Origin of the sequence: Rhodanobacter thiooxydans, assembly GCF_021545845.1 — a bacterium.
GTDB lineage: Bacteria > Pseudomonadota > Gammaproteobacteria > Xanthomonadales > Rhodanobacteraceae > Rhodanobacter.
The window spans coordinates 517,738-540,900 of record NZ_CP088923.1 but is presented as its reverse complement, the minus strand read 5'-3'; the positions used below and the strand labels follow the sequence as shown (position 1 = coordinate 540,900).

Below are 23,163 nucleotides of genomic sequence, written 5' to 3'. Positions count from 1 at the left end.
CAACCGACCTATCCAGGAAAACCCACGTGGACTCGTTACCCGCAACCGGGCAGGCCGACTCGCCTGCCGCAACCCAGGCCGACGACACGCCGCGCGATCACGCGACGAGTGCGCCCGACCATCCCGCCCGCCTGCCCGGCTTCCATCGACTGGCGGTGACCGAGCGGCTGCAGCTGCTGCGCAGCCGCGGGCTGCTGACGCAAGCCGACCACCGCGCGCTGACCAGCGGCGCGCAGCGGCTGGAGCCGGCGCAGGCCGACAAGATGATCGAGAACGTCATCGGCGTGATGGGGCTGCCGGTGGGGCTGGGCCTGAACTTCCTGATCAACGGCAAGGACTACGTGGTGCCGCTGGTGGTCGAGGAGCCGTCGATCGTGGCCGCGCTGAGCGCCGCCGCCAAACTGGTGCGCGGCAGCGGCGGCTTCACCACCGCGAGCACCCGCCCCTTGCTGATCGGCCAGGTCCAGCTGACCGGCCTGGCCCACTCGGGCAAGGCGCGCACGGCCTTGCTGCAGCGGCGTGACGAGATCATCAACCTGGCCAACAGCCTGCACCCGAACATGGTCGCACGCGGCGGCGGCGTGGCGGACGTCGAGGTACTGATCCACGCCGCGCCGGACGGCGGCCCCGACATGGTGGTGCTGCACCTGCTGGTCGATACCTGCGACGCGATGGGCGCCAACCTGGTCAACACCATGTGCGAGGGCGTGGCCCCACTGGCGGAGGCGATCACCGGCGGCAAGACCTGCCTGCGCATCCTGTCCAACCTGACCGACCGCGCGCTGGTGCGCGCCAGCGCGGTGATCCCGACGCATGCGCTGGCGGGCAAGGGCCACGATGGCGGGCAGGTGCGCGACGGCATCATCCTGGCCAACGATCTGGCCCGGGTCGACCCGTACCGCGCCGCGACCCACAACAAGGGCATCATGAACGGCGTGGACGCGGTGGCGCTGGCCACCGGCAACGACTGGCGCGCACTGGAGGCGGCGGTGCACGCCTATGCCGCGCGCGGCCGGGGTTATCGCGCGCTGACCCGCTGGTCGCGCAACGCGCAGGGCGACCTGGTCGGCAGCATCGAGTTGCCGCTCAAGGTCGGCACCGTGGGCGGTTCGCTGCAGGCGAACCCGATGGTGGCGATCAACCACCGCCTGCTGGGTTCGCCCGGCGCGCGCGAGCTGGCCGAGGTGATGGCGGCCGTCGGCCTGGCGCAGAACTTCTCTGCCCTGCGTGCGCTGGTCACCGACGGTATCCAGCAGGGCCACATGACCCTGCACGCGCGCAGCGTGGCGCTGGCGGCCGGCGCCACGCCGGAGATGTTCGATCAGGTGGTGGAACGCCTGCTGGCCGATGGCGAAATCAAGCTGTGGAAGGCGCAACTGATCGTGGCCGAGCTGGGCGGGCAGGCGGCGCCGGGGCAAGCGGCCCGCGGCAACCGGCGGACCGGCACGCAGGAATGGGCGGCCGGCCACGGCAAGGTGATCCTGCTCGGCGAACACGCCGTGGTGTACGGCCGCCACGCGATCGCCGCGCCATTGCCGCTGGCGATCCGCGCGCACGTGGAGGACGCGCGCGACGGCACCACGCTGCTGATCCCGCGCTGGGGCGTCGAGCAGCGACTGCAGCAGCCGGCGCGGCCGGGTTCCTTCCTGCAGTCCCTGACCTTGCTGCTGGAGCGCCTCGGCCTGGCTCGGCGCGCGCTGCGCATCCAGGTGGTGCCGGAGATGCCCCGAGCGATGGGCCTGGGCGGCTCGGCGGCGCTGGCGGTGGCGGTGATCCGCGCACTCGATCGGCACTGCGCGCTGGGTCTCGACGACGCCAGCGTCTGCGCGCTCGCCTTCGAGTGCGAGAAGATCGCCCACGGCACGCCCTCGGGCATCGACAATACGGTCGCCACCCACGGCCAGGCGCTGCTGTACCGGCGTGGCGAGCCGGCGACGATCCGCCCGCTCGCGCTGAAACAGCCGCTGCCACTGGTGATCGGCCTGAGCGGCAGCGAGAGCCTGACCGCCCGGATGGTGGCGCGCGTACGCCAGGCGTGGCTGCAGCATCCGGCGCGGTACGAGCGCATCTTCGACGAAATCGACGTGCTGACCCGGCACGCGCTCGACGCGCTGGAAGCGCACGACCTGGGCGAGCTCGGCGAACTGATGAACATCTGCCAGGGCCAGCTGAACGCGCTGCAGGTGTCCAGCCGCGAGATCGAGGAACTGGTCCAGCTGGCGCGCGAGCACGGCGCCGCGGGCGCCAAGTTGACCGGCGGCGGTGGTGGCGGCGCGGTAATTGCGCTGTGCCCCGATGGCGGTGCGCGCGTGGCCCGGGCGATGCGCGACGCCGGCTACCAGGCGCTGGAGGTGTCCTTTGGCTGACGCGTCGCTACGCCACCCCACGGTCTCCTCCGAAGCCGAGCAGCTGATCCTGGTCGACGCCGACGATCGCACGGTCGGCTACGCCAGCAAGGCGGCCGCCCACGATGGTCGCGGCCAGCGCCATCGCGCCTTCTCGCTGTTCATCTTCAACGGGCACGGCGAGCTGCTGTTGCAGCAGCGCAGCCGCGGCAAACGACTGTGGCCCGGTTACTGGGCCAACAGCTGCTGCAGCCACCCGCGCCGGGGCGAAAGCATGGAGCAGGCCACCGAACGGCGCCTGCAGCAGGAGTTGGGCATGCGCTGTCCGCTGCGCTACCTGTTCAAGTTCGAATACCAGGCCGATTACCGCGGGCTCGGCGCCGAACATGAATTGTGCTGGGTCTACGCCGGCACCTGCACGCAGCCGGTGCGCGCCAATGCCACGGAGGTCGAGGCCTGGCGCTTCGTGGCGCCGGCCGCACTCGATCGCGAGATCGCCCGCGACCCGGAGCGCTTCACGCCGTGGCTGAAGCTCGAATGGGCGCAACTGCGCCGCGATCCGGCGCTGTCGGCCTGCCTCAGCCCCCCAGCGGGTGGCTGATTTTCTCCGCGGTCGCGGCATCCGGCCGCGCCACCAGCGCACCGGTGCGCATCAGGCTCACTGCGTAGTGCCCGCCATCGACCAGCGGCAGGAACGCACCGCTGCCGTAGACGGTGTCGATCTCCGGCACCCAGCGCGGGTACTGCTTTTGCAGGTTGAGCAGGTCGAACGCGCCGGCTTCGCCGAAGCCGATCACCGTGCGCGGTGCCGCGGCTTCCTGCGCGGGATCATCGTAGCGGCCGGACAGCCGGTCGAGCCGGTACAGCGGCGGTACGCCGGCCAGCAGGGCCGGCAGTTTCCACTTCAGCACGATCGCCTCGACGCGCCAGGCGTCGCCGGCCAGCCGCAGCTGGCGCGTGCTGCCGTCGGGCCAGCTGAGGGTGAGCGCCCAGCGTTGCGGTGACAGGATGCGCGCGTCGATCTCGACCACCGGCGCTTCTTCGCCGAGCAGTCGATAGCCGCGCAGGGCGAGTCCGGCACCGGCCAGCAGCAGGGTCAGCGCGAAGGCGCTCACGCACAGCAGCGCACGCCAGCTGGCAGCCAGATGCCGGCCATCCTGCAGGCGCTGGCGCAGCGCCACCAGCTGCACCAGGGTGATCAATGCAAACACCGCCGCCAGCACCAGCAGCACGGTCATCGGCATGCGCAGCAGCGCGCTCCAGTCCATCGTCATCACCTCGTTGCCGCGTCGTGCACTTCGTATGCGCATCATAACGGGCGATGCCGCGGCCGACCCGTCGCGCCTCGCTATACTGCCTCCGTCTTCAGGAATCCCGACCATGCGCCGATCCTTCTTGCTGCTGCCGTTCTGCCTCGCCATCGCCACGCTTGCCGGCTGCGGCAACAAGGGGCCGCTGGTGCTGCCGTCGCGTCAACCCGCGGCGGCATCGACCACGGTGAAACCGGCGGTGCCCGCGGTGCCGGCCAGCGTCGTTGACCCGGCGGCCGGCCAGCACTGAGCGGCGGCCGTCCATGCAATTGCGCTTCTGGAAGATGCACGGCATCGGCAACGACTTCGTCGTGCTGGATTGCCGCCACGGCGGCTTTTCGCTGGACGCGGCGCAGATCCGTGCGTTGGCCGACCGTCATACCGGGGTGGGCTTCGACCAGCTGCTGAGCATCGAGCCGGCGCGCAACCCGGCCTGCGCGTTCTACTACGGCATCTGGAACGCCGACGGTTCGCCGTCCGGCCAGTGCGGCAACGGCGTGCGCTGCGTGGCGGCGTGGCTGCATCGTGCCGGTGCGCTGGCGATCGGCCAGGACGTGATGATCGAGAGCCCGTCCGGCCCGGTGACGGTACGCCCGCTCGGCGCCAACCAGGTCACCGTGGACATGGGCGAGCCGGTGTTCGAACCCGCGCGGATTCCGTTCGCGGCCGACGCCGTGGCCGACCGCTACGCGATCGACCTGGCCGGCGAGACGTTGGACATCGGCGCGGTGTCGATGGGCAACCCGCATGCGGTGGTGGCGGTGGACGACCTCGCCGACCCCGCGCTGCAGCGGCTCGGCCCTCTGCTGACGAAACATCCGCGCTTCACGCAGGGCGCCAACGCCGGCTTCGTGCAACGGCTGGATCGCAGCCACCTGCGCCTGCGCGTGCACGAACGCGGCGCCGGCTGGACCCTGGCCTGCGGCACCGGCGCCTGCGCCGCGATGGCGGTACTGCGCCGGCGCGGCGAGGTCGACGACGCGGTGGCGGTCGAGCTGCCCGGCGGCACGCTGCGCATCGACTGGGCTGGCCCCGGCCACACGCTGTGGATGACCGGCCCGGCGGCGTTCGCGTTCGAGGGCGAGTGGCCGGTTCCGGCCGTCGACTGACGCCACGGTTGAAGCGCGCCCGCGTCCATCGCACACTCCGGCCGGATGGCGCGCTTCCTTCGCGCGCTCCGCAACGCTTCGAGGATTCTCGCGCATGACTGCCACCCTGCTTGATGACGCCACCCAGGCCCGCGTGGTGGCCGCCTACCTGAAGCACCATCCGGAATTCCTCAGCGAATACCCGGAGCTGGCCGCCAGGCTGACCATGCCGCGTGGACAGGGTGCAGTGTCGTCGCTGGCGGTGTACCAGTTGCAGAGCCTGCGCGACAAGAACGCTGAACTCGAACGCCAGCTGGCCGAGCTGATCGCGATCGCCGCCGAGAACGAGAAGCTGATGGAGCGCGTGCACGCGCTCACCGTGGCGCTGCTGCGCGCGAACACGATGGAGGTCACCGCACGCACGGTGGTCGCCAAGCTCAGCGCGGATTTCCACACCGAGCAGGTGCGCCTGCTGCTGTTCGGCGACGAGCCGCGGCTACCGCGCGCGGACTGGCTGCAGCAGATTCCCGGCGGCGTCGCCGCACTGCCTGAGTTCAGCGAGTTCCTGCAGAAGAACGAGCCGGTTTCCGGTCGCCTGTCCGCCGAGAAGCTCGAACGGCTGTTCGGCGTCGACGCCGGGCAGATCCGCTCGGTCGCGATGATGCGCCTGGGCGACTGCGGCATCCTGGCGATCGGCAGCGCCAACCCGGACCGCTTCCAGCCCGGCATGGGCACGCTGTTCCTGAAGATGATCTCGGCCACCATCACCGCCGCGCTGGCCCGCTCGCGGGATGTTTCCTGAGCCGGCCATGCCCCCCGCACAACAGGTCGAGCAGTGGCTGGCCCGCCTCGCCGGCGAGCGGCATGCCTCGCCGCACACGCTGGCCGGCTACCGCCGCGACCTGGCCAAGCTGCTGCGCTTCATGCAGCAACAGCAGCTGGCCGCGTTCGATGCGCTGGACGCGAACCGGATGCGCACGTTCATCGCCGGCGAGCATCGCGCCGGGCTGGCGCCGAAGAGCCTGCAGCGCCTGCTGTCCTCCTGCCGCAGCCTGTTCCGCCAGCTCACCCGCGAAGGCCGGCTGACAAATGATCCGCTGCTCGGCGTACGCGGCCCGAAGGTGCGCCGCAAGCTGCCGCAGGTGCTCGACGTGGACGAGGCCACCGCGCTGGTCGAGACCGACAGCGGCGGCCAGCTCGCCGTGCGCGATCGCGCGATGCTGGAGCTGTTCTATTCCAGCGGACTGCGCCTGTCCGAACTGGTCGGCCTGCACTGGCTCGACCTCAACCTCGACGACGGCGAGGTACGCGTGCTCGGCAAAGGCAGCAAGACCCGCATCGTGCCGGTCGGCCGCCACGCCGTCGCCGCGCTGCGCGCGCTCGGCGCGGCCGAGGGCATGCCGGCGGACGGCCCGGTATTCCGCGGTCGCGGCGGTGCGCCGATCAATCCGCGCACGGTGCAGCTGCGCATGAACAAGCTGGCACTGCAGCAAGGCATCCCGAAGCACATCCACCCGCACCTGCTGCGCCACACCTTCGCCAGCCACATGCTGGAGTCCTCCGGTGACCTGCGCGCGGTGCAGGAACTGCTCGGCCACGCCGACATCGCCACCACTCAGATCTATACCCATCTGGATTTCCAGCACCTGGCGAAGGTGTATGACGCCGCGCATCCGCGGGCCAAACGCAAGCCGTGACGCCCGACGCTCCCTCCCCTGCTTGCAGGGGAGGGCTGGGGTGGGGTGCTCTTGATCTGAAGGTCAAAAGCCTTACCCCCTCCCAACCTCCCCCTGCACGCAGGGGGAGGAGCAGAAGCTCGACATTGAAGCGTTCCCTCTGCGGCCCCATCTCATCCGCTCAAACATCTTCTTGCGGAGCCCCCATGGAATCCTTCCACGCCACCACCATCGTCTGCGTGCGCCGCGGTGGCCGCGTCGTGATCGGCAGCGACGGCCAGGTCACGCTGGGCAACACGGTGATGAAGGGCAACGCGCGCAAGGTGCGCCGGCTGGGCAAGGCGGGCGAGGTGGTGGCCGGGTTTGCCGGCGCCACTGCCGACGCCTTCACCCTGTTCGAGCTGTTCGAGCAGAAGCTCGAGAGGCACAACAACAACCTCACCCGCGCCGCGGTGGAGATGGCCAAGGAATGGCGCACCGACCGCCGCTTCGGCCGGCTCGAGGCGATGCTGGCGGTGGCCGACCGGGAAACCTCGCTGCTCATCTCCGGCAACGGCGACGTGGTGGAACCCGAACACGGCCTGATCGCGATCGGCTCCGGCGGCCCGTTCGCCCAGTCCGCCGCGATGGCCCTGCTGGAAAACACCGAACTGGACGCGCGCACCATCGTCGAGAAGGCATTGAAGATCGCCGGCGACATCTGCATCTACACCAACCACAACGTGTCGATCGAAGAACTGTAAGCCGCCTCGACCCCACATCGTCATTCCGGCGAAGGCCGGAATCCAGCGCCTATCACGGCAACGACGCTGGATCCCGGCTTTCGCCGGGATGACGGCTGAAAAACCCTCTTTCCGGTGATCTCATGTCTGAATTGACCCCCCGCGAAATCGTCAACGAACTCGACCGCTACATCATCGGCCAGCACGACGCCAAGCGCGCGGTGGCGGTGGCGCTGCGCAGCCGCTGGCGGCGCATGCAGCTGCCGGCGGAGATGCGCAACGAGGTCACCCCGAAGAACATCCTGATGATCGGCCCCACCGGCGTGGGCAAGACCGAGATCGCACGGCGCCTGGCCACGCTGGCCAACGCGCCGTTCGTCAAGGTCGAGGCAACCAAGTTCACCGAGGTGGGCTACGTGGGCAAGGACGTGGAGTCGATCATCCGCGATCTCGCCGACGTGGCCTACAAGCTGACCCGCGAGCAGGCGGCCAAGCGCGTGCGCAGCCAGGCCGAGGACCGCGCCGAGGACCGCATCCTCGACGCGCTGCTGCCGCGCCGGCAGACGCCGACCGACTGGAGCCACGACCCCGCGCCGACGACCGACAGCGACACCCGCCAGAAGCTGCGCAAGCAGCTGCGCGAGGGCGCGCTGGACGAGCGCGAGATCGAGCTGGATTTCGCCATGAACGTGGGCGTGGAGATCATGTCGCCGCCGGGCATGGAGGAGATGGGCGCGCAGCTGCGCCAGATGTTCCAGAACATCGGCGGCGCCAAGACGCAGAGCCGCAAGCTGGCGATCAAGCTGGCGCGGCCGCTCTTGATCGACGAGGAGGCCGGCAAGCTGCTCAACGACGAGGAGGTGCGCGCGCAAGCGGTGGAGGCGGCCGAGCAGAACGGCATCGTGTTCATCGACGAGATCGACAAGGTGGCCCAGCGCTCCGACCACGGCCATGCCGGAGTCAGTCGAGAGGGCGTGCAGCGCGACCTGCTGCCGCTGGTGGAAGGCTCCACCGTATCGACCAAGTACGGTCCGCTGAAGACCGACCACATGCTGTTCATCGCCTCCGGTGCGTTCTCGCTGGCCAAGCCGTCGGACCTGATCCCCGAGCTGCAGGGCCGCCTGCCGATCCGGGTGGAGTTGAGCGCACTGTCGGTGGATGACTTCAAGCGCATCCTGCGCGAGCCGCACAACGCGCTGACCAAGCAGTACGTGGCCCTGCTCGGCACCGAGGGCGTCACCATCGAGTTCACCGACTCGGGCATCGACCGGCTGGCCGAAGTCGCGTTCCAGGTGAACGAGCGCACCGAGAACATCGGCGCCCGCCGCCTGCATACCGTGATGGAGCGTCTGCTGGAGAAGATTTCCTATGAGGCTGCGGACAAATCCGGCGAAAAGTACCTCATCGACGCCGAACATGTGGATAAAAGCCTGGGCGGCCTGGCCAAGGACGAAGACCTCAGTCGCTACATCCTCTGAACAAGCGGGTCAGGCCGATCTGCTAAAATGAGCATTGTGAACAACGTTATTGAACTGAAGAACACCGGCCAGCGCGCCCAGTTGCGCGAGGCGCAGCAGAAACAGACGCTGGTGCGGTTGTGGCGCGAGGAGCTTGAGCACGGCAGCTTCTGCGGCTACGTGGGCGGGGTAGGGCGCGAATTCTTCCTGCTCTGGGTGGTCGGCGACGGCATCAGCTACGACGGCATGTACGTGATGCGCCACCGCGACGTCACCGAACTGGAAGCTCCGGACAAACATCACGCCTTCATGCAGAAGGCGCTGGCGCTGAAGCAGATCCTGCCGCGCATGCCGCGCGGCTTCCCGTTGGACAGCATCCGCGAGGTGATCCAGGCCGCCGGCGCGCAGGCGCCGGTGATCGGCGTGCACGTGGACAGCGAGGACGAGGACGAGGTCTGCTACATCGGCCGCCTGATCGATGTCGAGGAAGACGGCTTCAACCTGCAGGAACTGAGCCCCGACGCGGAATGGATGCGCGAGCCCTCGTTCTTCTCCTGGGACGAGGTCTCCACCGTCAGCATCGAGGACAGCTACGCGCAGTCCCTGCTCGCCGTGGCCGGCCCCGCGCCGGCCCTGCTGCCCGGCGACACCGGCATCGGTCGCGTCCCGTCGCCTTGACTGAGTTCTGCTCCCTCCCCTGCAAAGCAGGGGAGGGTCGGGGTGGGGTTGCTCTTCGCTTCCTCTTTCGCGAAACCATCGCGGCTGCAACCACGCCTGCCAGCCACAGCGGTTAAGCTCTCCCTCCGTCGTGAAACCGGCGCAGAGGAGCAACCAATGACGCGCATCGTCGTCGTGGGCAGCATCAATATGGACCTGGTCACCCAGGCGCCGCGCTTCGTCGGCCCCGGCGAGACCATCCTCGGCGACCGCTTCCTCACCGTGCCCGGCGGCAAGGGCGCCAACCAGGCAGTGGCTGCGGCGCGGCTGGGCGCCGAGGTGGCGCTGGTCGGCGCACTCGGCCGTGACGCGTTCGGCGACCTGCTGCATGCCGGCCTCGTCGCCGAACGTGTCGGCCTGGATCACATCGCGCGCCTCGACCACAGCGCCAGCGGCACCGCCTCGATCACCGTCGCCGGCGGCGAGAACCAGATCATCGTGGTGCCGGCCGCGAACGCCCTCGTCACATCCGCGCAGGTCGAAGCGGCGCAGTCGCTGATCGGGCGCGCCGATGCCGTGCTGGTGCAGATGGAGATCCCGCTGGACACGGTGGAAGCCACCCTGCGCCTGGGCCACCGCCTCGGCGTGCCGGTGATCCTCAACCCCGCTCCTGCGCAGAAACTGCCGACCGACTGGCTGCAACTCCCCCGCTACGTCACCCCGAACCAGCACGAACTGGCCATCCTGCTTGGCGCCGATCCGCACGAGGATTTCCGTGATCTGATGCGGCGCTCGCCCTGCCCCGTGGTACTCACCCGCGGCGGCGAAGGCGCGTGGTACCGCGACGGGGGCAAGCCCGTCCACCAGCACGGCTTCAGCGTCGAGGTGGTCGACAGCACCGGCGCCGGCGACACCTTCAACGCCGCGCTGGCGGTGTTCCTGCACGAAGGCCTGCCCGCCGCGGTGCGTAAGGCCTGCGCCGCCGCCGCGCTGTCGGTCACCCGGCTCGGCGCCCAGGGCGGCATGCCCAGCCTGCGCGAGATGAATGCTTTCCTCGCGCAGCAGGGCGATTGATCACTTGCCGATGCAGAAGCTGGAGAAGATGGCCCCGAGCAGATCGTCGCTGCTGTAGGCGCCGGTGATCTCGCCCAGCGCGTGCTGGGCCTGGCGCAGGTCCTCGGCGGCGAGTTCGCCGGCGCGACTGGTGGCAAGCACGGCAGCAGCGTGGGCGAGATGAGCGCGCACGCTTTCCAGGGCGACCACATGGCGGCGACGCGCGCTGAAGGCGCCTTCGCCGACGCTGGCACCGGCGAGTTGCTTCAAATGTTCGCGCACGGCGTCCAGGCCTTCGCCGGTTTTCGCCGAGGCCCACAGCCAGCGGATGCCGTCGCGGGTCTCCGCGTGCGGCGCGGCGTGGGCGAGGTCGATCTTGTTGATGAGCACGAGGCGTTCGGCGCCGGCGGGCAGGACGTCGAGCAGGGCGAGGTCGGCGGCGGCGTGGGCCGCGTCGGTGACCAGCAGCGCGGCGTCGGCGCGGGCGAGCTCCCCATGCGCGCGGCGCACGCCTTCGCGTTCGACTTCATCTTCCGTCTCGCGCAAGCCGGCAGTGTCGGCCAGTTCCAGCGCGATGCCATCGAGGCTCAAGGTTTCGCGCAGCACGTCGCGGGTAGTGCCGGGAATCGCGGTGACGATGGCGCGCTCGCTGCCGGCCAGTGTGTTCAGCAGGCTGGACTTGCCGGCGTTGGGGCGGCCCACGATGGCCACCTTGAGGCCGTCGTTCAAGCGTACGCCGCGTTGCGCTTCGCGCAGCAGCTCGGTCAGTTCGGCGCGCAGGTTGTCGAGTTGGACGGTGATGGCCGGGTCGGCGAGGAAGTCGATTTCCTCCTCGGGGAAGTCGATCGCCGCCTCGATATGCACGCGCAACGCGATCAGCGATTGCAGCAAGGCATCGACCTTGCGCGAGAACACGCCTTCCATCGACCGCAGCGCGGCGCGCGCGCCGGCCTGCGAGCGGGCCGCGATCAGGTCGGCGACCGCTTCGGCCTGGGCCAGGTCGAGCTTGCCGTTCAGGAACGCGCGTTCGGTGAATTCGCCGGGACGCGCCAGCCGCGCGCCGAGCTCGCACACGCGGCGCAGCAGCGCATCGAGCAGCACCTGGCTGCCATGGCTCTGCAGTTCCAGCACGTGTTCCCCGGTGTACGACGCCGGCGCAGGGAAATGCAGCAACAGGCCATGGTCGATCAGCTCACCCACGCCGTCGTGGAACGCGGCGAAGTGCGCGTGACGTGGCTGCGGCGCACGGCCGAGCAGGGCCCGCGCGATCGCCGGTACCGCCGGCCCGGACACGCGCAGCACCCCCACGCCGGCGGCGCCCGGTGCGCTGGCGATAGCGGCGATGGTGTCGGCAGGCTGGCTCATGCGCGGTGACGAACGTGGTCGGTGAATCGGACATCAAGGCCTAAGGAGCGCACTCTGTCCACAAGGGACTTCCTTCGGTCGTGCGCGATGCTCTGATGTTGAACGGAGCCAAGAGCATCGCGCACGACCGAAGGAAGTCCCTTGTGGACAGGGTGCGCTCCTACACCCAGTCGCGCGGCTGCAGGTAATCGGTAAGCTTCGCCTCGGCGGAGCCGGCTTCCGGCTGGTACGCGTACTCGAAGCGCACGCGCGGCGGCAGGCTCATCAGGATCGACTCGGTGCGCCCGCCCGACTGCAGGCCGAACAGCGTGCCGCGGTCGTAGACCAGGTTGAACTCCACGTAGCGGCCGCGCCGGTACAGCTGGAACTCGCGCTCGCGCTCGCCGTACGGTGAGGCCTTGCGGCGTTCGACGATCGGCAGATAGGCATCGAGAAAACCCTGGCCCACGTCGCGGGTGAAGGCGAAGCAGCGTTCGAAGCCGCCTTCGTTGAGGTCGTCGTAGAACAGCCCGCCCACACCGCGCGTCTCGTCGCGGTGCTTGAGGTAGAAGTATTCGTCGCACCACTGCTTGTAGCGCGGATAGACATCCGCGCCGTACGGGGCGCACAGCTCGCGCGCCACCGCATGCCAGTGCCGTACGTCCTCGTCCACCGGGTAGAACGGGGTGAGATCGAAACCGCCGCCGAACCACCACACCGGCTCCACGCCTTCCTTGTGCGCTTCGAAATAGCGCACGTTGGCGTGGGTGGTGGGCACGTGCGGGTTCTTCGGGTGCAGCACCAGCGACACGCCGGTGGCGATGAAGCTGCCGCCGGCCAGCTCGGGCCGGTGCGCGGTGGCGCTGGGCGGCAGCGGGTGGCCGTGCACGCGCGAGAAATTCACCCCGGCCTGCTCGAACACCGCGCCGTCGCGCAGCACGCGGGTGCGCCCGCCGCCGCCGGCCTCGCGCGTCCACGCGTCCTCGGTGAACCGCGCGCCGCCATCGGCCTGCTCGATCGCAGTGCAGATGCGGTCCTGCAGTTCGCGCAGGAAGATTTCGGCCTGGTTGGCTTGCTCGCTCATCGTCTGGCGTCGTCGGTTCGGTGCGGCGAGCTTAGCAAGGCGAGCGCTGCGGTGGATGCGACGTGGCGTCGCGCGGAAACGATGATGGCCCCGCGCAGGGCCGTCGTCATCGCGGATGGCCAGGAAATCAGCCGCCCAGCGAAGCCATCGGCATCGATTCGGCGCCGGCGGAAATCAACTGCAGATCCCGGCCGATGTCGCCACTGACGCATCCAGTTCATGTAGCCGGTGTGGATCAGGCGGGTGCCGTCCTTCTTCACCTTGTACTTGAGGTTGGTGCTGTCGACATAGCTGATCTTGACCTGGTGCGTGTCGAAGGCGACGTGGCTCTTCGCCTGGTAATCGTTGCCGTTCAGCGCCGCGTCGATGCCGTCGGCATGCTCGGCGGTAACGACCCAGGTACGACCGACCAGCGCGCCGTTGACCGCCTTGCTCACCTGCACCGCGGTCAGGCCGGCGGGCATGCTGATCGGCCGTGGGTCGACCAGCAGCGTCTGGCGGAACGCCATGGTCAGCCGCCGCAAGGCGCACGGCCCTTGCCGCCTGCCAGGCGGCAGCACGGCGCACAAGGCGGCGCTCAGCTGATCCGCGCGCGCATCCGCCGGTGTCCGATCAGCTGCGCCCAGCGCAGGCCCAGATCGATCCACATCAGGTAGCTGGCCTCGACCAGCAGCAGGCCGAGATAGCGCCGCTGCCGCGGCAACGCCGGTTCGGCGGCGACCGGGCTGCCGTCGAAGCCGAGCCGGCGCGCCAGCAGCAGACAGCGGGCCAGGTGATAACGGCTGGTCACCAGCGCCACCGGCGGCAGGCCGCCGTCGCCCGCCTCGGCCAGCAGCAGGCGCCGCGCGTGGCGCAGGTTCTCCAGCGAATCGACCGAATCCTGCTCCAGCTCCAGCCGCACCGTGTCGGCCAGGCCGTGTTGCCGCAGCCAGGCCTGGCCGGCGGCGGCCTCGCTGCACTGGCTGCCGCTGCAGCCGCCGAGCAGCAGCAGGTGGCCGGTGTGCTGCTGCTCGGCCAGCGCCAGCGCACGGCGCAGCCGCTGCTGGTAGTCGTGCTCCGGCGCATCGCGCTCGAGCCGGCGGCCGAACACCAGCGCCACCATGCGCCGCGGCGGCGCCAGCGGGCTGCGCGCGGCGACCCGGCAGACGTGGATCAGATAGCCCAGCCAGACCAGGCCCGCGCTGAGCAGCAGCGCCAGCGCGGTGACCAGCGCGGCGTACTGCACGTCACGGTCGCGCAGGTAGCGCCAGGGAGTGCGGGTTGGAGACGGATTCGGCGGCACGGAGCAGGCGTGGCAGTCGGGACGCGCCAGCATAGTCGCCGCGCGCCTTCCGCGGCACTTCGGCGGCTGAACGTGCGTCGCTTGCAGACTAGGCATTCACCGGGGCGGCGGCTACGCTTTCCGGATGCCTTCCCCGATGACTCCCCTCGCGGTCACCGCCTACACCGCCACCTCCGCCATGGGCAGCGGCCTGGCGGCGCAGCTCGATGCGCTCGCGCACGCCCGCAGCGGCCTGCGTCCGAACGACTTCAGCAGCGCGCCGCTGGCGTGCTGGATCGGCCGCGTCGATGGCGTGGAAGACGTCGCCCTGCCCGCCGCGCTGGCCGCCTGGGATTGCCGCAACAACCGCCTGGCCTGGCTGGGCCTGCAGCAGGACGGCCTGCTCGACCGCGTGCGCGCGGCGCGCGCACGCTACGGCGCGGCCCGCGTGGCGCTGCTGCTGGGCACCTCCACCGCCAGCATTGGCGCCACCGAGGAAGCCTACCGCCGGCTCGATGCCGACGGCGGCATGCCCGACGACATGCTGCGCCCGGCGATCCACGCGCCGCATTCGCTGGCCGGCTTCGTCGCCGCCGCGCTCGCCCTGGAAGGGCCGTGCCTGACCGTCTCCACCGCCTGCTCGTCCAGCGCCAAGGTGTTCGCCAGCGCCGAGCGGATGCTTCGCCTCGGCCTGGTCGACGCGGCACTGGTCGGCGGCGTGGACACCTTGTGCGACAGCGTGCTGTTCGGCTTCAACGCGCTGGAACTGGTCTCGCCTGAGCCGTGCCGCCCGTTCGACGCCGCACGCAACGGCATCTCGATCGGCGAGGCCGCCGGCTTCGCCTTGCTGGAGCGCATCGAGGCGGCGCCGGATGCACCGCGGCTGCTCGGCTACGGCGAATCCAGCGACGCCTACCACATGTCCACGCCGCACCCGGACGGCCTCGGCGCCGAACTGACGCTCAACGACGCGCTGGCGCGCGCCGGCCTCGACGCGGCGCTGGTGGACTACATCAACCTGCACGGTACCGCCAGCCAGAAGAACGACGAGGTGGAAGCGGCGCTGGTGGCGCGCACGTTCCCGAGCAGCACGCGGGCCAGTTCGACCAAGGGTTTCACCGGCCACACGCTGGGCGCCGCCGGCATCCTCGAGGCGACCGTCGCGCTGCAGGCGATCGAGCACGGCCTGATCCCCGGCAACCTCGGCGGCGATGCGCCCGACCCGGGCTGCGGCGCGCATTTCGCCTGGCGCAACGAACGCCAGCAAGTGAACGTGGCGCTGAGCAACTCGTTCGGCTTCGGCGGCAACAACGCCTGCCTCGCGTTCGCCCGCGCCGGGTTCGCCGCATGAGTGCGCTGCGCGTATGGGTGGAAGGCGTCGGCCTGTGGTCGCCGCAGCTGGCCGACTTCGCCGCGCTGCGCGCGCTGCTGGCCGGCGCCACGCCGGCGCCGCCACCGCCGCGTCCGGCTGCCGCCATGCTGCCGCCGAACGAACGCCGCCGCGCGCCGGAGAGCGTGCTGCTGGCGGTCGAGGCGGCCGGCCAGGCGCTGGCGATGAGCGGACGCGATGCCGCCGCGCTGGCCTGCGTGTTCGCCTCCTCGCACGGCGACCAGCCAATCACCGACTACATGTGCGCCACCCTCGCCCAGGCGCCGGCCGAGCTGTCGCCGACCCGCTTCCACAACTCGGTGCACAACGCCGCGGTCGGCTACTGGACCATCGCCACCGGCTGCCACGCGCCGTCCACCGCGGTCAGCGCGCAGCGCGCCAGTTTCGGCGCCGGCCTGCTGGAAGCGGCCAGCCAGGTGCTGGCCGAGCAGCGCGCGGTGCTGCTGGTGTGCAGCGACACCGCCGGCAGCGGCCCGCTCAGTGAAGTCACCGAATGCCGCCAGTCGTTCGGCTGCGCGCTGGTGCTGGCGCCGCAGGCAGGCCCGGCCACGCTGGCCCGGCTCGATCTCGCGCTGCAGCCGGGCGCGGTCATCGACATGCCGTTGCCCGAACCGCTGGACGGCTGGCGCACCGGCAGCCCCTCGGCGGCGAGCCTGTCGCTGCTGACCCTGCTTGCCGACCACGGCAGCCGCGGCGTGCTGCCCGCCGCCGCTACACTGGGATTGTGTATCGACATGGAGCACGTCGCTTGAACACTGCCGCCGCACGCTGGTGTGTGCTGATTCCCTGCCTCAACGAGGAAGCCGCGATCCGCGCGGTGGTCGAATCCGTGCTGGCGCTGGGCGCGCCGGTGATCGTGGTCGACGACGGCTCGGACGACCGCACGCCGGAGATCGTCGCCGCGCTGCCGGTGACCCTGCTGCGCCACGCCACGCGCCGCGGCAAGGGCGAGGCGCTGCGCCAGGGCTTCCGCGAGGCGCTGCGCCAGGGCTATGACGCCGTGCTGACCATGGACGGCGACGGCCAGCACCTGGCCGCCGACATCCCACGCATCGTGGCTGCTGCGCAGCGCCACCCGCAGCACATCGTGATCGGCGCGCGCCTGCTGGACCGCGAACAGCAGCCGAAGGGCCGCCGGCGCGCCAACGCAGTGGCCGACTGGGGCATCTCGTGGGCCTGCGCGCAGCCGGTGGCCGACACCCAGAGCGGGCAGCGCTGGTATCCGCAGGCGGCGCTGGCGCTGGTCGACCTGCCGGCGGAGAACTTCGTGTTCGAGGCGGCGATCCTGATCGCCGCCTCGCGCGAGCAACGGCTCGGCGTTGTCTCGGTGCCGATCGCCTCGCGCTACCACGGCGCGTTCCGCCCCAGCCACCTCAAGCCGGTGCGCGACGTCACCCGCATCACCACCTACACCATCGGCCGGGTGGTCCACTACGGCCACATCGTCGCCAGCTACCGCCGCTCGCGCGGCGCACCGCTGGTGGTCGATGACACCGCCATGGCGCCGGCCAAACCGGTGGCGCTGGACGGTTGATCGACGCAACTCCGCCGTAAGAGCCCGCTGGCGGGCGATGCTTTTGGGGCCGGGATTCGGGATTCGGGATTCGTAACGGCAAGAGCATCACCCGCCAGCGGGCTCCTACAGCACGGTCATCGAAGCACGGGGCCTTGCGCAAGAAGCATCAGCCCATGCCGCCGTTCACTCCGATCACCTGGCCGTTGATGTAGGCGGCGGCGTCGGAGCACAGGAAGGCGACCAGCGCGGCGACTTCCCCCGGCTTGCCGGCGCGCTGCGCGGGCACCAGTTCGCGGATGCGCTCGGGCGGAAACGTCGCCTCGGCCATGCGCCCCTCGATCACGCCGGGTGCGACCACGTTGACGGTGATGCCGCGCGAGGCCATCTCGCGCGAGAGCGACTTGCTGGCGCCGACCAGCGCGGCCTTCGCCGCGGCGTAGTTGGTCTGGCCGCGGTTGCCCAGCTGCGCCGCCGCCGAGCCGATCGAGACGATGCGGCCGAAACGCGCGCGCGCCATCGGCAGCAGCAGCGGCTGGGTGACGTGGAAGAAGCCGTGCAGCGAGACGTCGATCACCCGGTGCCACTGCGCGTCGCTCATGCCGGCCATCGGCGCGTCGTCGTGGATGCCGGCGTTGTTGACCAGCGCGTGGATGGTCTCCTCGCTCAGCAGCGCATCCAGCGCGGCGCGCACCACTTCCGCGTCGGTGACGTCGAACGCGACCGCCTGCGCGCTGCCGCCGGCCGCGACGATCGCCGCGGCGGTTTCCGCCGCGCGCGCCAGGCTGTGGTGGCCATGCACGACCACGTGCCAGCCGGCCGCGGCCAGCGCGTGGCAGATCGCGCCGCCGAGCTCGCCACTGCCGCCGGTGACCAGGGCGCGACGGGCGGGAGGGGCTTCGGACATGGCGTGGCTCGCAAGCGATTCAGCGGGAGGGATGGATCACCACGGCGCGCCCGCTGGCCAGCAGCCGGCCACGATGCTCGACGCGAAACGCATACTGCGCGCCGCCGTCGTCGGCGTAAAGGCATTCGGCATGGACGTCCAGCGCGCCGTCGAGGCCGTCGACGTACTCCTCGTGCAGCTGCACCTCGCGCAGGCTGACCAGCCGGCCGGGACGTACCGTCTCGTCACCGCGCGCACGCGCCAGCAGCGCGCCGTGCACCGCCGCTGCCTGCGCGCCGTATTCGGCCAGGTGCACCGCATGCAGGCCGTGCGCGCCGCGCAGCGGGTTGTCCACGCGCGCATGGCTGGCGCTGCTCGCGTGAATCGTGCGCTCGTCCCAGGCGAGCACCGCATCGAGCAGGCACATCGCGCCGGCGTGCGGGATCAGCTGCGCCCAGTCAGTCTTGTCGAGCATGCGGCGCCATCAGGATCGACAGGCCGAAGTGGAACGCCACGCCCAGGCTCACGGTGAGCCCGATCGCGCGCAGCACCGGAATCGTCGCCCACGCCAGCATGCCGAACACCAGCAGCGCGGACAGCACGCAGACGATCGTGGCGTGCAGCGTGCGTCGCTGCTCGGCAGCGTCGCCGGTGTCGCGCTCGAAGAACAGCGCGTAGTGCAGGCCCAGCCCGCCGGCGAGGATCAGCGCAACCAGGTGGAACAGCGAGATCTCGACGCCGGTCGCGCGCTCCACCGCCAGCACCAGGAAGGTGGCCAGGGTCATCGGCGCCAGCACGTGCCAGGCGCGACGCAGGCTGCGCAGCGCGAGCGCGATGGTCAGCACCAGCAGCAGCGCGGCGGCCGCGAGCGCCTGCAGGATGCGCGAACGGTAGTCGACCACCAGCGATTCGGAGGCGGCCTTGAGGTCGAGCAGGCGAACCGCGCCGTGGCTGTCCGCGCCCAGCGCCTGCAGCGCGGCCACGTCGTGCACGCCGCTGACCGTGCCCAGGCCCAGCCAGTGGCCGTCGCGCTCGACCAGCATCGCGGCGAGGCGCTGACCCAGCGGCGTCTGCGCATAGCGCTCGGGTGTCAGCGGCGGCAAGCCGCGCGCGGTCTGCACATCGTCGACGAACGGGCGGAACAGGTCGGCGCGGAACGGCAGTCCCTGCAACGCCTCATCCAGCGCGTGCTGCAGCGTGGCGCGGTCGGGCAGCTTCGCCTGCCGCGCACGCTGCACGGCCACGCTGGGCAGGTAGCGCGAGGGAAGTTCCAGCGCGTCGGCGGCGTGCTGCGCCAGCAGCGCGTCCGCCTTTGGCTGCAGCCGCTCCGACAGTTCCAGCACGCCCTGCGCGCTGGGCGCCTCGAGTACCAGCAGGTAGCGCACGTCGGGCGCGCCCAGCGCCTCGCGCAGGCGCGCGTCGTGCTGCAGCAGATCTGACGGCAACGGGGTCAGCGCGGCGAGGTTGTCCTGCCAGAACGAACCGCGGGCCAGCGCCAGCATCGCCACGATCGCCACGGCGACCACCACGGGAATCCAGCGCGACCGCGGCAGGCGATCGACGAACGTGCGCGCCTGTATCAGCCAGCGCATCCCGGCCACGTCGCGCACCCGCCGCGGCAGCAGGTACGGCAGCAGGTAGCGCGTGCTGAAGCCGGCCACCAGCAGGCCGACGATGGTGAACAGCGCCAGCTGCTTCAGCCCGTTCACGCCGGAGGCGTAGAACGCCAGGTAGGCGATGCAGGCCGAGGCGATCGCGGTGAGCAGCAGCGGCCACAGCGTGCGCACGCTGGCCAGCGCATCCTCGCCCGCACGGCGGTGGCTGAGCACGCGGATCGGGTACTCCTGCGCCACGCCGAGCAGGGTGAAGCCGAACGCCAGGGTGATGCCGTGCACCGCGGGGAAGGCCACGGTGAGCGCGGCGATACCGGCCAGCGCGGCGCTGGCGATCGGCAGCGCCGACAGCAGCAGCGAGCCGACGCTGCGGTACGCCAGCAGCAGCAGCGCGATGAAGCCCACGGTGGAGATGCGCCCGATCCAGTCCGCCTGGTGCCGCGTCTGCGCCGCGGCCACCACGCTGAAGTAACCTGGCCCGCTCAGCTCGAGCGTTGCGCCGGCACTGCCCGGCAACGCGGCGAACGCCCGGCGGATGCCGTCGATCGCCTGCTGTTGCGCGCCGGGGTCGAAGCCGGCGGCGACGGTCTGTACCAGCAGCAGCGCCTCGCCCTGCGGCGAGAACCACACGCCCTCGCGCAGCTCCGGCGATTTCGCCGGCGCCCAGCGCTCGGCCAGCTTCAGCACCTCCAGCGTGGGATCGCGCGGCAGCAGGCCTTTCAATAAGCCGGCGGCGGGCGAAGACAGGTCGTCCAGCCGCTGCTGCAGCTGGTCGGCGAGATAGGCCTGGTCGAGCCGCTGCGTGTCCAGCGTGGGCGACAGCAGGTAGCGGTACGGCAGCAGCCGCTCGTCCAGCGCACCGAGGTCGAAGCTGCCGTTGAGCACCTGGCTGTAGCGCCCGTCCTTTTTCAGCGCGGCGGCAAGGCCCTGGCTCAGCGCCGCCAGCCTCGCATCGGACTGGCCACGGATGGAGAGCAGCAGCAGGCGCGAACCCGGTCCCTCGCCGACCTGCTCCATCAGCAGGCGCTGGTCCGGCGTGGTCGGTGCAGGCATGAAGCTGCGCAGGTCGGTGCTGACGTGCAGCCGCTGGCTGACCATCCAGCCGAGCCCGGCCAGGGCCAGCAACCATCCGATCAGCAGTGCCGCGCGTGCGCCCCGGCGCATGCTCAGGGCGCGCTCTGGCACAGCGCCTGCAGCGCTTCGCGGGTAGGCTCGGCCGGCATCCGTGCGGCCAGCGGGCCGAGCAGGTCGACGGCGAGGTCGCCATCGGCTTCCTGCAGATGCATGCAGCGCGAGGCGTTCGCGTAGCCGTCGATGCGGATGCTGGCGACGGTTTTTGCCACGCGGGCTTCGCGCGGCACCAGGGTCAGCGTCCACGCGCCGCCGGCGTCGCCACCCTGGCGGATCTCGAATGCCTGCTGCAGGCGCGCGGCGTCGCCGCTGAGCAGCGCCACGAAGCTGTCCAGCAGCACCTGCAGCTGCGGCGCGCGTTTCAGCGAGAAGTGCCGCGGACTGCGGCCGTCGCGCTGCTGGGTCACCTCGCCGTCGGCGATGGTGGCGGTTTCCTGCTGCGGATGCTCGACGCGCCGCCGCAACCGGTCGCCGCCCAGCCACGACAATTCGCCGGAGACCACCAGCGGCCGGTCGAGCACCTGCAGGAAGCGCGCCTCGGCGAACGCGGTATGCGCGGGTGCCGGCTGGCCCAGCGCGGCAACCAGCGCCGCCGCCGAGGCGGCCGGAGCCGGCTCAGACGCCGACGTGCTCGCCCACGGCAGCAGGATCAGCAGCAGGCTCAGCAGCAGCGGGCGCGTCTTGCCAGAAATCATAGAAATTGAACCAGTTGTAGGGAGCGACATGGATGTAGTGTTCCAGCCGTTGCGCATAGCGGGCAATCAGGGCGTCCAGTGCCGGACCGCGATCCCGCCGCGGCACCTCCACCCGCTCGCAGAACGGCTCGAACACCAGCCGGTAGCGGTTGCCGCCCAAGTACAGGCCGAAGCAAAGCACCACCGGCACCTGCAGCGTATGCGCCAGCAGCCACGGGCTGATTGGAAACGGCGCGGGGGAACCGAGCAGGTTGGTACGCCGCAGCACCTCGTGGCCGCGGCCGCGATCGGCCAGCATCGCCACCAGCGCACCGGCGTGGCAGGCCTCGGCCATCGCCAGCGCGATGGAGGTGCCGTCCTGCGCCGCGTCGATCACGCAGGCGCCCACCTCCGGCGCCAGCGCCTCGAGCAGCTCGGTCATTGCCGGCGTCTTCTGCTTGTCCAGCACCACCCGCAAGGCCATCTGCGGCCGGCGCGCACCGATCGCGCGCAACGCCTCGAAGCTGCCCTGGTGCGAGCCGAACAGCAGCACGCCGCGGCCCTGGGCGATCCGTTCGTCGAGCAGCTCCAGGCCTTCGGTCTCGATCCGGAACGGTCGCTCGCCGTGCGCCAGCAGGAAGATCCGGTCCAGGGTGGTGGCGGCGAAGCAGTGGATGTGCCTGAGCACCTGCCACACCGTGGCCGGCCGGCCGAACACGCGCTGCAGGTACTGGCGGGAGGCGCGTCGTTCCGGCCCGCGGCGCAGGAAGAAGTACAGCGTGATCGGGTACAGGCAGAACCGCCCCAGGCGGCGCCCGCCGTGCAGCGCAATCGTGCGGATCAGCCACAGCGCAAAACGGCCGCCGCCTTCGGGCCGGCTTTGCCAGTGTCCATGTGTGCTCACGTCGCTCCCTCGACCAGGCCGCGCGCCAGCAGCATGCCGTCATGCCGGATCTCGAAACGGATGCGCGATCCGTCGGCGGCGCTCAGCCGCAGCGTGGCGGTTTCCTCCGCCAGCAGCGGTGCCGCGAACTTCGCCTCCAGCACGCGGCCCAGTCGCAGGCCACGCCAGGCGCGCAGGGCCAGCGCCACCTGCTCCAGCAGCAGCACCCCCGGCACCAGCGGCGTGCCGGGGAAGTGGCCGGGCAACGCCGGATGCCCCGCACCGACGCGCAGCACCTGCTCGAAGCCGGCGTTCATCGCGTCACCGCGCGCTTGCTGCGCAGCAATCGGGGCCAGTGCAACGCCAGCTGCAGCAGCATGTCGTGCAGGCCGGGATGCGGCAGATGGCGCAGTCGCCAGCGGCGATAGATGTATTCCAGCAGGAACGCCGCGCCCAGCAGCAGGTAACCCCCCAGGTGCAGCCACGTCGCGGCCCAGCGCTCGGGCACCGGCAGCGGCGAGGCGACGCCGGCGCGTGTCAGCAGCCCGCTCTGGTCGGCGCACAGCAGCAGCACGGCCAGCAGCAGCGCCTGGGCGCCGAGCAGCGCTGTCCAGAACCCGGTGACCTGGCGCGCGTAGGCGACCACTCCCGGCTGCTGCAGGCGCTCGGCGCCTTCGATGGCGACGATGAAGCGCTGCACCAACGGCTCGGCGGTACCCAGCGTGCGGCCGAACCAATACGCCAGCAGCGCATTGATGAGCACTGGCACCGCCTCCAGCAACAGCTCGGCGAAACCGTACCGCCAGGCCAGCAGCAAACCGGTCAGCATGCCCGACCACAGCAGCCACGACGCGGCACGGCGTGCCAGCAGCTGCGGCAGCAGCAGCACGGTCAGCAGCAGGGTCAGCGCCAGCAACGCGAAGACCTGCCGCTGGGTCACCGCACCGGCGATCGCCAGCAGCGGATAGGCCGGCAGCAACAGCAGGCCGTAGCGCCGCATGGCGTGATCGGACGAAAGTGAGGAGGACGTCATGCCGGGTTCCGCATTGGCTCCACTGGAATGTCGAGCCTGCCAC

25 protein-coding genes are annotated in these 23,163 nt (G+C 70.7%); 13 read left to right on the top strand and 12 right to left on the bottom strand.

From position 1 onward, the window contains the following. The first annotated feature begins 26 nt into the window (after window positions 1-26). Window positions 27-2,366 (top strand): hydroxymethylglutaryl-CoA reductase, degradative, encoded by a 2,340-nt coding sequence (locus LRK53_RS02345; protein ID WP_027493612.1) that lies wholly within the window; start codon window positions 27-29, stop codon window positions 2,364-2,366. Further along, window positions 2,359-2,946 carry an isopentenyl-diphosphate Delta-isomerase gene (gene idi, locus LRK53_RS02340; protein ID WP_027493611.1) on the top strand — a complete coding sequence of 196 codons (588 nt, stop codon included), beginning with the start codon at window positions 2,359-2,361 and terminating at the stop codon, window positions 2,944-2,946. The genes LRK53_RS02345 and idi overlap by 8 nt, the downstream gene beginning before the upstream one ends. Here idi and LRK53_RS02335 read toward each other — a convergent pair. Next, window positions 2,924-3,613, bottom strand: a complete 690-nt coding sequence (locus LRK53_RS02335) for a hypothetical protein (protein ID WP_027493610.1) — start codon at window positions 3,611-3,613, stop codon at window positions 2,924-2,926. The two genes, idi and LRK53_RS02335, sit on opposite strands and share 23 nt — an antisense overlap. Window positions 3,614-3,725: 112 nt before the next feature. On the opposite strand from LRK53_RS02335, the gene lptM reads away from it, so the two are divergent. The 8 genes from lptM (at window position 3,726) to LRK53_RS02295 (ending at window position 10,329) form a co-directional block, all read left to right on the top strand. After that, window positions 3,726-3,905: an LPS translocon maturation chaperone LptM gene (gene lptM / locus LRK53_RS02330; RefSeq protein ID WP_027493609.1), complete on the top strand. Its 180-nt coding sequence runs from the start codon at window positions 3,726-3,728 to the stop codon at window positions 3,903-3,905. Between the two features lie 13 nt (window positions 3,906-3,918). Next, window positions 3,919-4,764, top strand: coding sequence for a diaminopimelate epimerase (gene dapF, locus LRK53_RS02325; protein ID WP_027493608.1), 846 nt, complete (start codon window positions 3,919-3,921; stop codon window positions 4,762-4,764). A gap of 94 nt (window positions 4,765-4,858) precedes the next feature. Further along, complete coding sequence (locus LRK53_RS02320) at window positions 4,859-5,545, top strand: DUF484 family protein (RefSeq protein WP_037090259.1); 687 nt, start codon at window positions 4,859-4,861, stop codon at window positions 5,543-5,545. Between the two features lie 7 nt (window positions 5,546-5,552). Next, on the top strand, window positions 5,553-6,440 hold the full coding sequence (gene xerC, locus LRK53_RS02315; RefSeq protein ID WP_027493606.1) for a tyrosine recombinase XerC: 888 nt from the start codon (window positions 5,553-5,555) through the stop codon (window positions 6,438-6,440). A gap of 185 nt (window positions 6,441-6,625) precedes the next feature. After that, window positions 6,626-7,162 carry an ATP-dependent protease subunit HslV gene (hslV, locus tag LRK53_RS02310; protein WP_027493605.1) on the top strand — a complete coding sequence of 179 codons (537 nt, stop codon included), beginning with the start codon at window positions 6,626-6,628 and terminating at the stop codon, window positions 7,160-7,162. Window positions 7,163-7,284: 122 nt separating this feature from the next. After that, window positions 7,285-8,619, top strand: coding sequence for an ATP-dependent protease ATPase subunit HslU (gene hslU, locus LRK53_RS02305; RefSeq protein ID WP_027493604.1), 1,335 nt, complete (start codon window positions 7,285-7,287; stop codon window positions 8,617-8,619). A 27-nt stretch (window positions 8,620-8,646) separates the two neighbouring features. After that, window positions 8,647-9,276 (top strand): hypothetical protein, encoded by a 630-nt coding sequence (locus tag LRK53_RS02300; protein ID WP_185754689.1) that lies wholly within the window; start codon window positions 8,647-8,649, stop codon window positions 9,274-9,276. Between the two features lie 156 nt (window positions 9,277-9,432). Further along, the gene (locus tag LRK53_RS02295) at window positions 9,433-10,329 is read left to right on the top strand and encodes a ribokinase (protein WP_027493602.1); all 897 of its coding nucleotides are present in this window, start codon (window positions 9,433-9,435) and stop codon (window positions 10,327-10,329) included. On the opposite strand, the gene mnmE is transcribed toward LRK53_RS02295, so the two are convergent. From mnmE to LRK53_RS02275, 4 genes are all read right to left on the bottom strand, one after another. Continuing rightward, window positions 10,330-11,673, bottom strand: a complete 1,344-nt coding sequence (mnmE, locus tag LRK53_RS02290) for a tRNA uridine-5-carboxymethylaminomethyl(34) synthesis GTPase MnmE (RefSeq protein WP_027493601.1) — start codon at window positions 11,671-11,673, stop codon at window positions 10,330-10,332. It lies immediately after the preceding gene. Window positions 11,674-11,833: 160 nt separating this feature from the next. Continuing rightward, on the bottom strand, window positions 11,834-12,736 hold the full coding sequence (hemF, locus tag LRK53_RS02285) for an oxygen-dependent coproporphyrinogen oxidase (protein WP_027491651.1): 903 nt from the start codon (window positions 12,734-12,736) through the stop codon (window positions 11,834-11,836). Then, window positions 12,733-13,245, bottom strand: coding sequence for a hypothetical protein (locus LRK53_RS02280; RefSeq protein WP_235642471.1), 513 nt, complete (start codon window positions 13,243-13,245; stop codon window positions 12,733-12,735). The genes hemF and LRK53_RS02280 overlap by 4 nt, the downstream gene beginning before the upstream one ends. 68 nt (window positions 13,246-13,313) lie before the next feature. Beyond that, window positions 13,314-14,051 carry a YdcF family protein gene (locus tag LRK53_RS02275; RefSeq protein ID WP_235642470.1) on the bottom strand — a complete coding sequence of 246 codons (738 nt, stop codon included), beginning with the start codon at window positions 14,049-14,051 and terminating at the stop codon, window positions 13,314-13,316. A gap of 103 nt (window positions 14,052-14,154) precedes the next feature. Between LRK53_RS02275 and LRK53_RS02270 the strand changes: the two genes are divergently transcribed. The 3 genes from LRK53_RS02270 to LRK53_RS02260 are packed head-to-tail and all read left to right on the top strand — an operon-like array spanning window position 14,155 to window position 16,921. Next, window positions 14,155-15,348, top strand: coding sequence for a beta-ketoacyl-[acyl-carrier-protein] synthase family protein (locus LRK53_RS02270; RefSeq protein WP_037088928.1), 1,194 nt, complete (start codon window positions 14,155-14,157; stop codon window positions 15,346-15,348). Further along, on the top strand, window positions 15,345-16,139 hold the full coding sequence (locus tag LRK53_RS02265; protein ID WP_027491648.1) for a beta-ketoacyl synthase chain length factor: 795 nt from the start codon (window positions 15,345-15,347) through the stop codon (window positions 16,137-16,139). The genes LRK53_RS02270 and LRK53_RS02265 overlap by 4 nt, the downstream gene beginning before the upstream one ends. Continuing rightward, window positions 16,136-16,921, top strand: coding sequence for a glycosyltransferase family 2 protein (locus LRK53_RS02260; protein ID WP_027491647.1), 786 nt, complete (start codon window positions 16,136-16,138; stop codon window positions 16,919-16,921). Before LRK53_RS02265 ends, LRK53_RS02260 begins: the two co-directional genes overlap by 4 nt. A gap of 148 nt (window positions 16,922-17,069) precedes the next feature. Here the strand turns inward: LRK53_RS02260 and fabG are convergent, their stop codons facing one another. Genes fabG through LRK53_RS02225 form a run of 7 tightly spaced genes read right to left on the bottom strand, consistent with a single transcriptional unit; the run spans window position 17,070 to window position 23,120 of the window. Then, window positions 17,070-17,807: a 3-oxoacyl-ACP reductase FabG gene (gene fabG, locus LRK53_RS02255; protein ID WP_027491646.1), complete on the bottom strand. Its 738-nt coding sequence runs from the start codon at window positions 17,805-17,807 to the stop codon at window positions 17,070-17,072. Window positions 17,808-17,826: 19 nt separating this feature from the next. Then, entirely contained in the window at window positions 17,827-18,261 is a 435-nt protein-coding gene (locus LRK53_RS02250) for a hotdog family protein (protein WP_027491645.1), read from the bottom strand. Next, complete coding sequence (locus LRK53_RS02245; protein WP_027491644.1) at window positions 18,245-20,563, bottom strand: MMPL family transporter; 2,319 nt, start codon at window positions 20,561-20,563, stop codon at window positions 18,245-18,247. The genes LRK53_RS02250 and LRK53_RS02245 overlap by 17 nt, the downstream gene beginning before the upstream one ends. A 2-nt stretch (window positions 20,564-20,565) precedes the next feature. Further along, complete coding sequence (locus LRK53_RS02240) at window positions 20,566-21,225, bottom strand: LolA-related protein (RefSeq protein WP_027491643.1); 660 nt, start codon at window positions 21,223-21,225, stop codon at window positions 20,566-20,568. Continuing rightward, window positions 21,146-22,108, bottom strand: coding sequence for a lysophospholipid acyltransferase family protein (locus tag LRK53_RS02235; protein WP_235642469.1), 963 nt, complete (start codon window positions 22,106-22,108; stop codon window positions 21,146-21,148). The genes LRK53_RS02240 and LRK53_RS02235 overlap by 80 nt, the downstream gene beginning before the upstream one ends. Continuing rightward, window positions 22,105-22,404 carry an ApeI family dehydratase gene (locus LRK53_RS02230; RefSeq protein WP_051257460.1) on the bottom strand — a complete coding sequence of 100 codons (300 nt, stop codon included), beginning with the start codon at window positions 22,402-22,404 and terminating at the stop codon, window positions 22,105-22,107. Before LRK53_RS02230 ends, LRK53_RS02235 begins: the two co-directional genes overlap by 4 nt. Further along, window positions 22,401-23,120, bottom strand: a complete 720-nt coding sequence (locus LRK53_RS02225) for a COG4648 family protein (protein ID WP_027491161.1) — start codon at window positions 23,118-23,120, stop codon at window positions 22,401-22,403. The genes LRK53_RS02230 and LRK53_RS02225 overlap by 4 nt, the downstream gene beginning before the upstream one ends. Window positions 23,121-23,163: the final 43 nt, after the last annotated feature.

Bases quoted from the DNA above. Each gene is read 5' to 3' on its own strand.
- LRK53_RS02280 (WP_235642471.1), bottom strand. From the start codon at position 13,245: ATGGCGTTCCGCCAGACGCTGCTGGTCGACCCACGGCCGATCAGCATG.
- fabG (WP_027491646.1), bottom strand. From the start codon at position 17,807: ATGTCCGAAGCCCCTCCCGCCCGTCGCGCCCTGGTCACCGGCGGCAGT.
- LRK53_RS02240 (WP_027491643.1), bottom strand. From the start codon at position 21,225: ATGATTTCTGGCAAGACGCGCCCGCTGCTGCTGAGCCTGCTGCTGATC.
- LRK53_RS02225 (WP_027491161.1), bottom strand. From the start codon at position 23,120: ATGACGTCCTCCTCACTTTCGTCCGATCACGCCATGCGGCGCTACGGC.
- mnmE (WP_027493601.1), bottom strand. From the start codon at position 11,673: ATGAGCCAGCCTGCCGACACCATCGCCGCTATCGCCAGCGCACCGGGC.
- hslU (WP_027493604.1), top strand. From the start codon at position 7,285: ATGTCTGAATTGACCCCCCGCGAAATCGTCAACGAACTCGACCGCTAC.
- LRK53_RS02300 (WP_185754689.1), top strand. From the start codon at position 8,647: ATGAGCATTGTGAACAACGTTATTGAACTGAAGAACACCGGCCAGCGC.
- LRK53_RS02270 (WP_037088928.1), top strand. From the start codon at position 14,155: ATGACTCCCCTCGCGGTCACCGCCTACACCGCCACCTCCGCCATGGGC.
- LRK53_RS02320 (WP_037090259.1), top strand. From the start codon at position 4,859: ATGACTGCCACCCTGCTTGATGACGCCACCCAGGCCCGCGTGGTGGCC.
- LRK53_RS02245 (WP_027491644.1), bottom strand. From the start codon at position 20,563: ATGCGCCGGGGCGCACGCGCGGCACTGCTGATCGGATGGTTGCTGGCC.
- LRK53_RS02250 (WP_027491645.1), bottom strand. From the start codon at position 18,261: ATGCTCGACAAGACTGACTGGGCGCAGCTGATCCCGCACGCCGGCGCG.
- xerC (WP_027493606.1), top strand. From the start codon at position 5,553: ATGCCCCCCGCACAACAGGTCGAGCAGTGGCTGGCCCGCCTCGCCGGC.
- LRK53_RS02265 (WP_027491648.1), top strand. From the start codon at position 15,345: ATGAGTGCGCTGCGCGTATGGGTGGAAGGCGTCGGCCTGTGGTCGCCG.
- hemF (WP_027491651.1), bottom strand. From the start codon at position 12,736: ATGAGCGAGCAAGCCAACCAGGCCGAAATCTTCCTGCGCGAACTGCAG.
- LRK53_RS02275 (WP_235642470.1), bottom strand. From the start codon at position 14,051: ATGCTGGCGCGTCCCGACTGCCACGCCTGCTCCGTGCCGCCGAATCCG.
- LRK53_RS02230 (WP_051257460.1), bottom strand. From the start codon at position 22,404: ATGAACGCCGGCTTCGAGCAGGTGCTGCGCGTCGGTGCGGGGCATCCG.
- LRK53_RS02335 (WP_027493610.1), bottom strand. From the start codon at position 3,613: ATGGACTGGAGCGCGCTGCTGCGCATGCCGATGACCGTGCTGCTGGTG.
- hslV (WP_027493605.1), top strand. From the start codon at position 6,626: ATGGAATCCTTCCACGCCACCACCATCGTCTGCGTGCGCCGCGGTGGC.
- lptM (WP_027493609.1), top strand. From the start codon at position 3,726: ATGCGCCGATCCTTCTTGCTGCTGCCGTTCTGCCTCGCCATCGCCACG.
- dapF (WP_027493608.1), top strand. From the start codon at position 3,919: ATGCAATTGCGCTTCTGGAAGATGCACGGCATCGGCAACGACTTCGTC.
- LRK53_RS02295 (WP_027493602.1), top strand. From the start codon at position 9,433: ATGACGCGCATCGTCGTCGTGGGCAGCATCAATATGGACCTGGTCACC.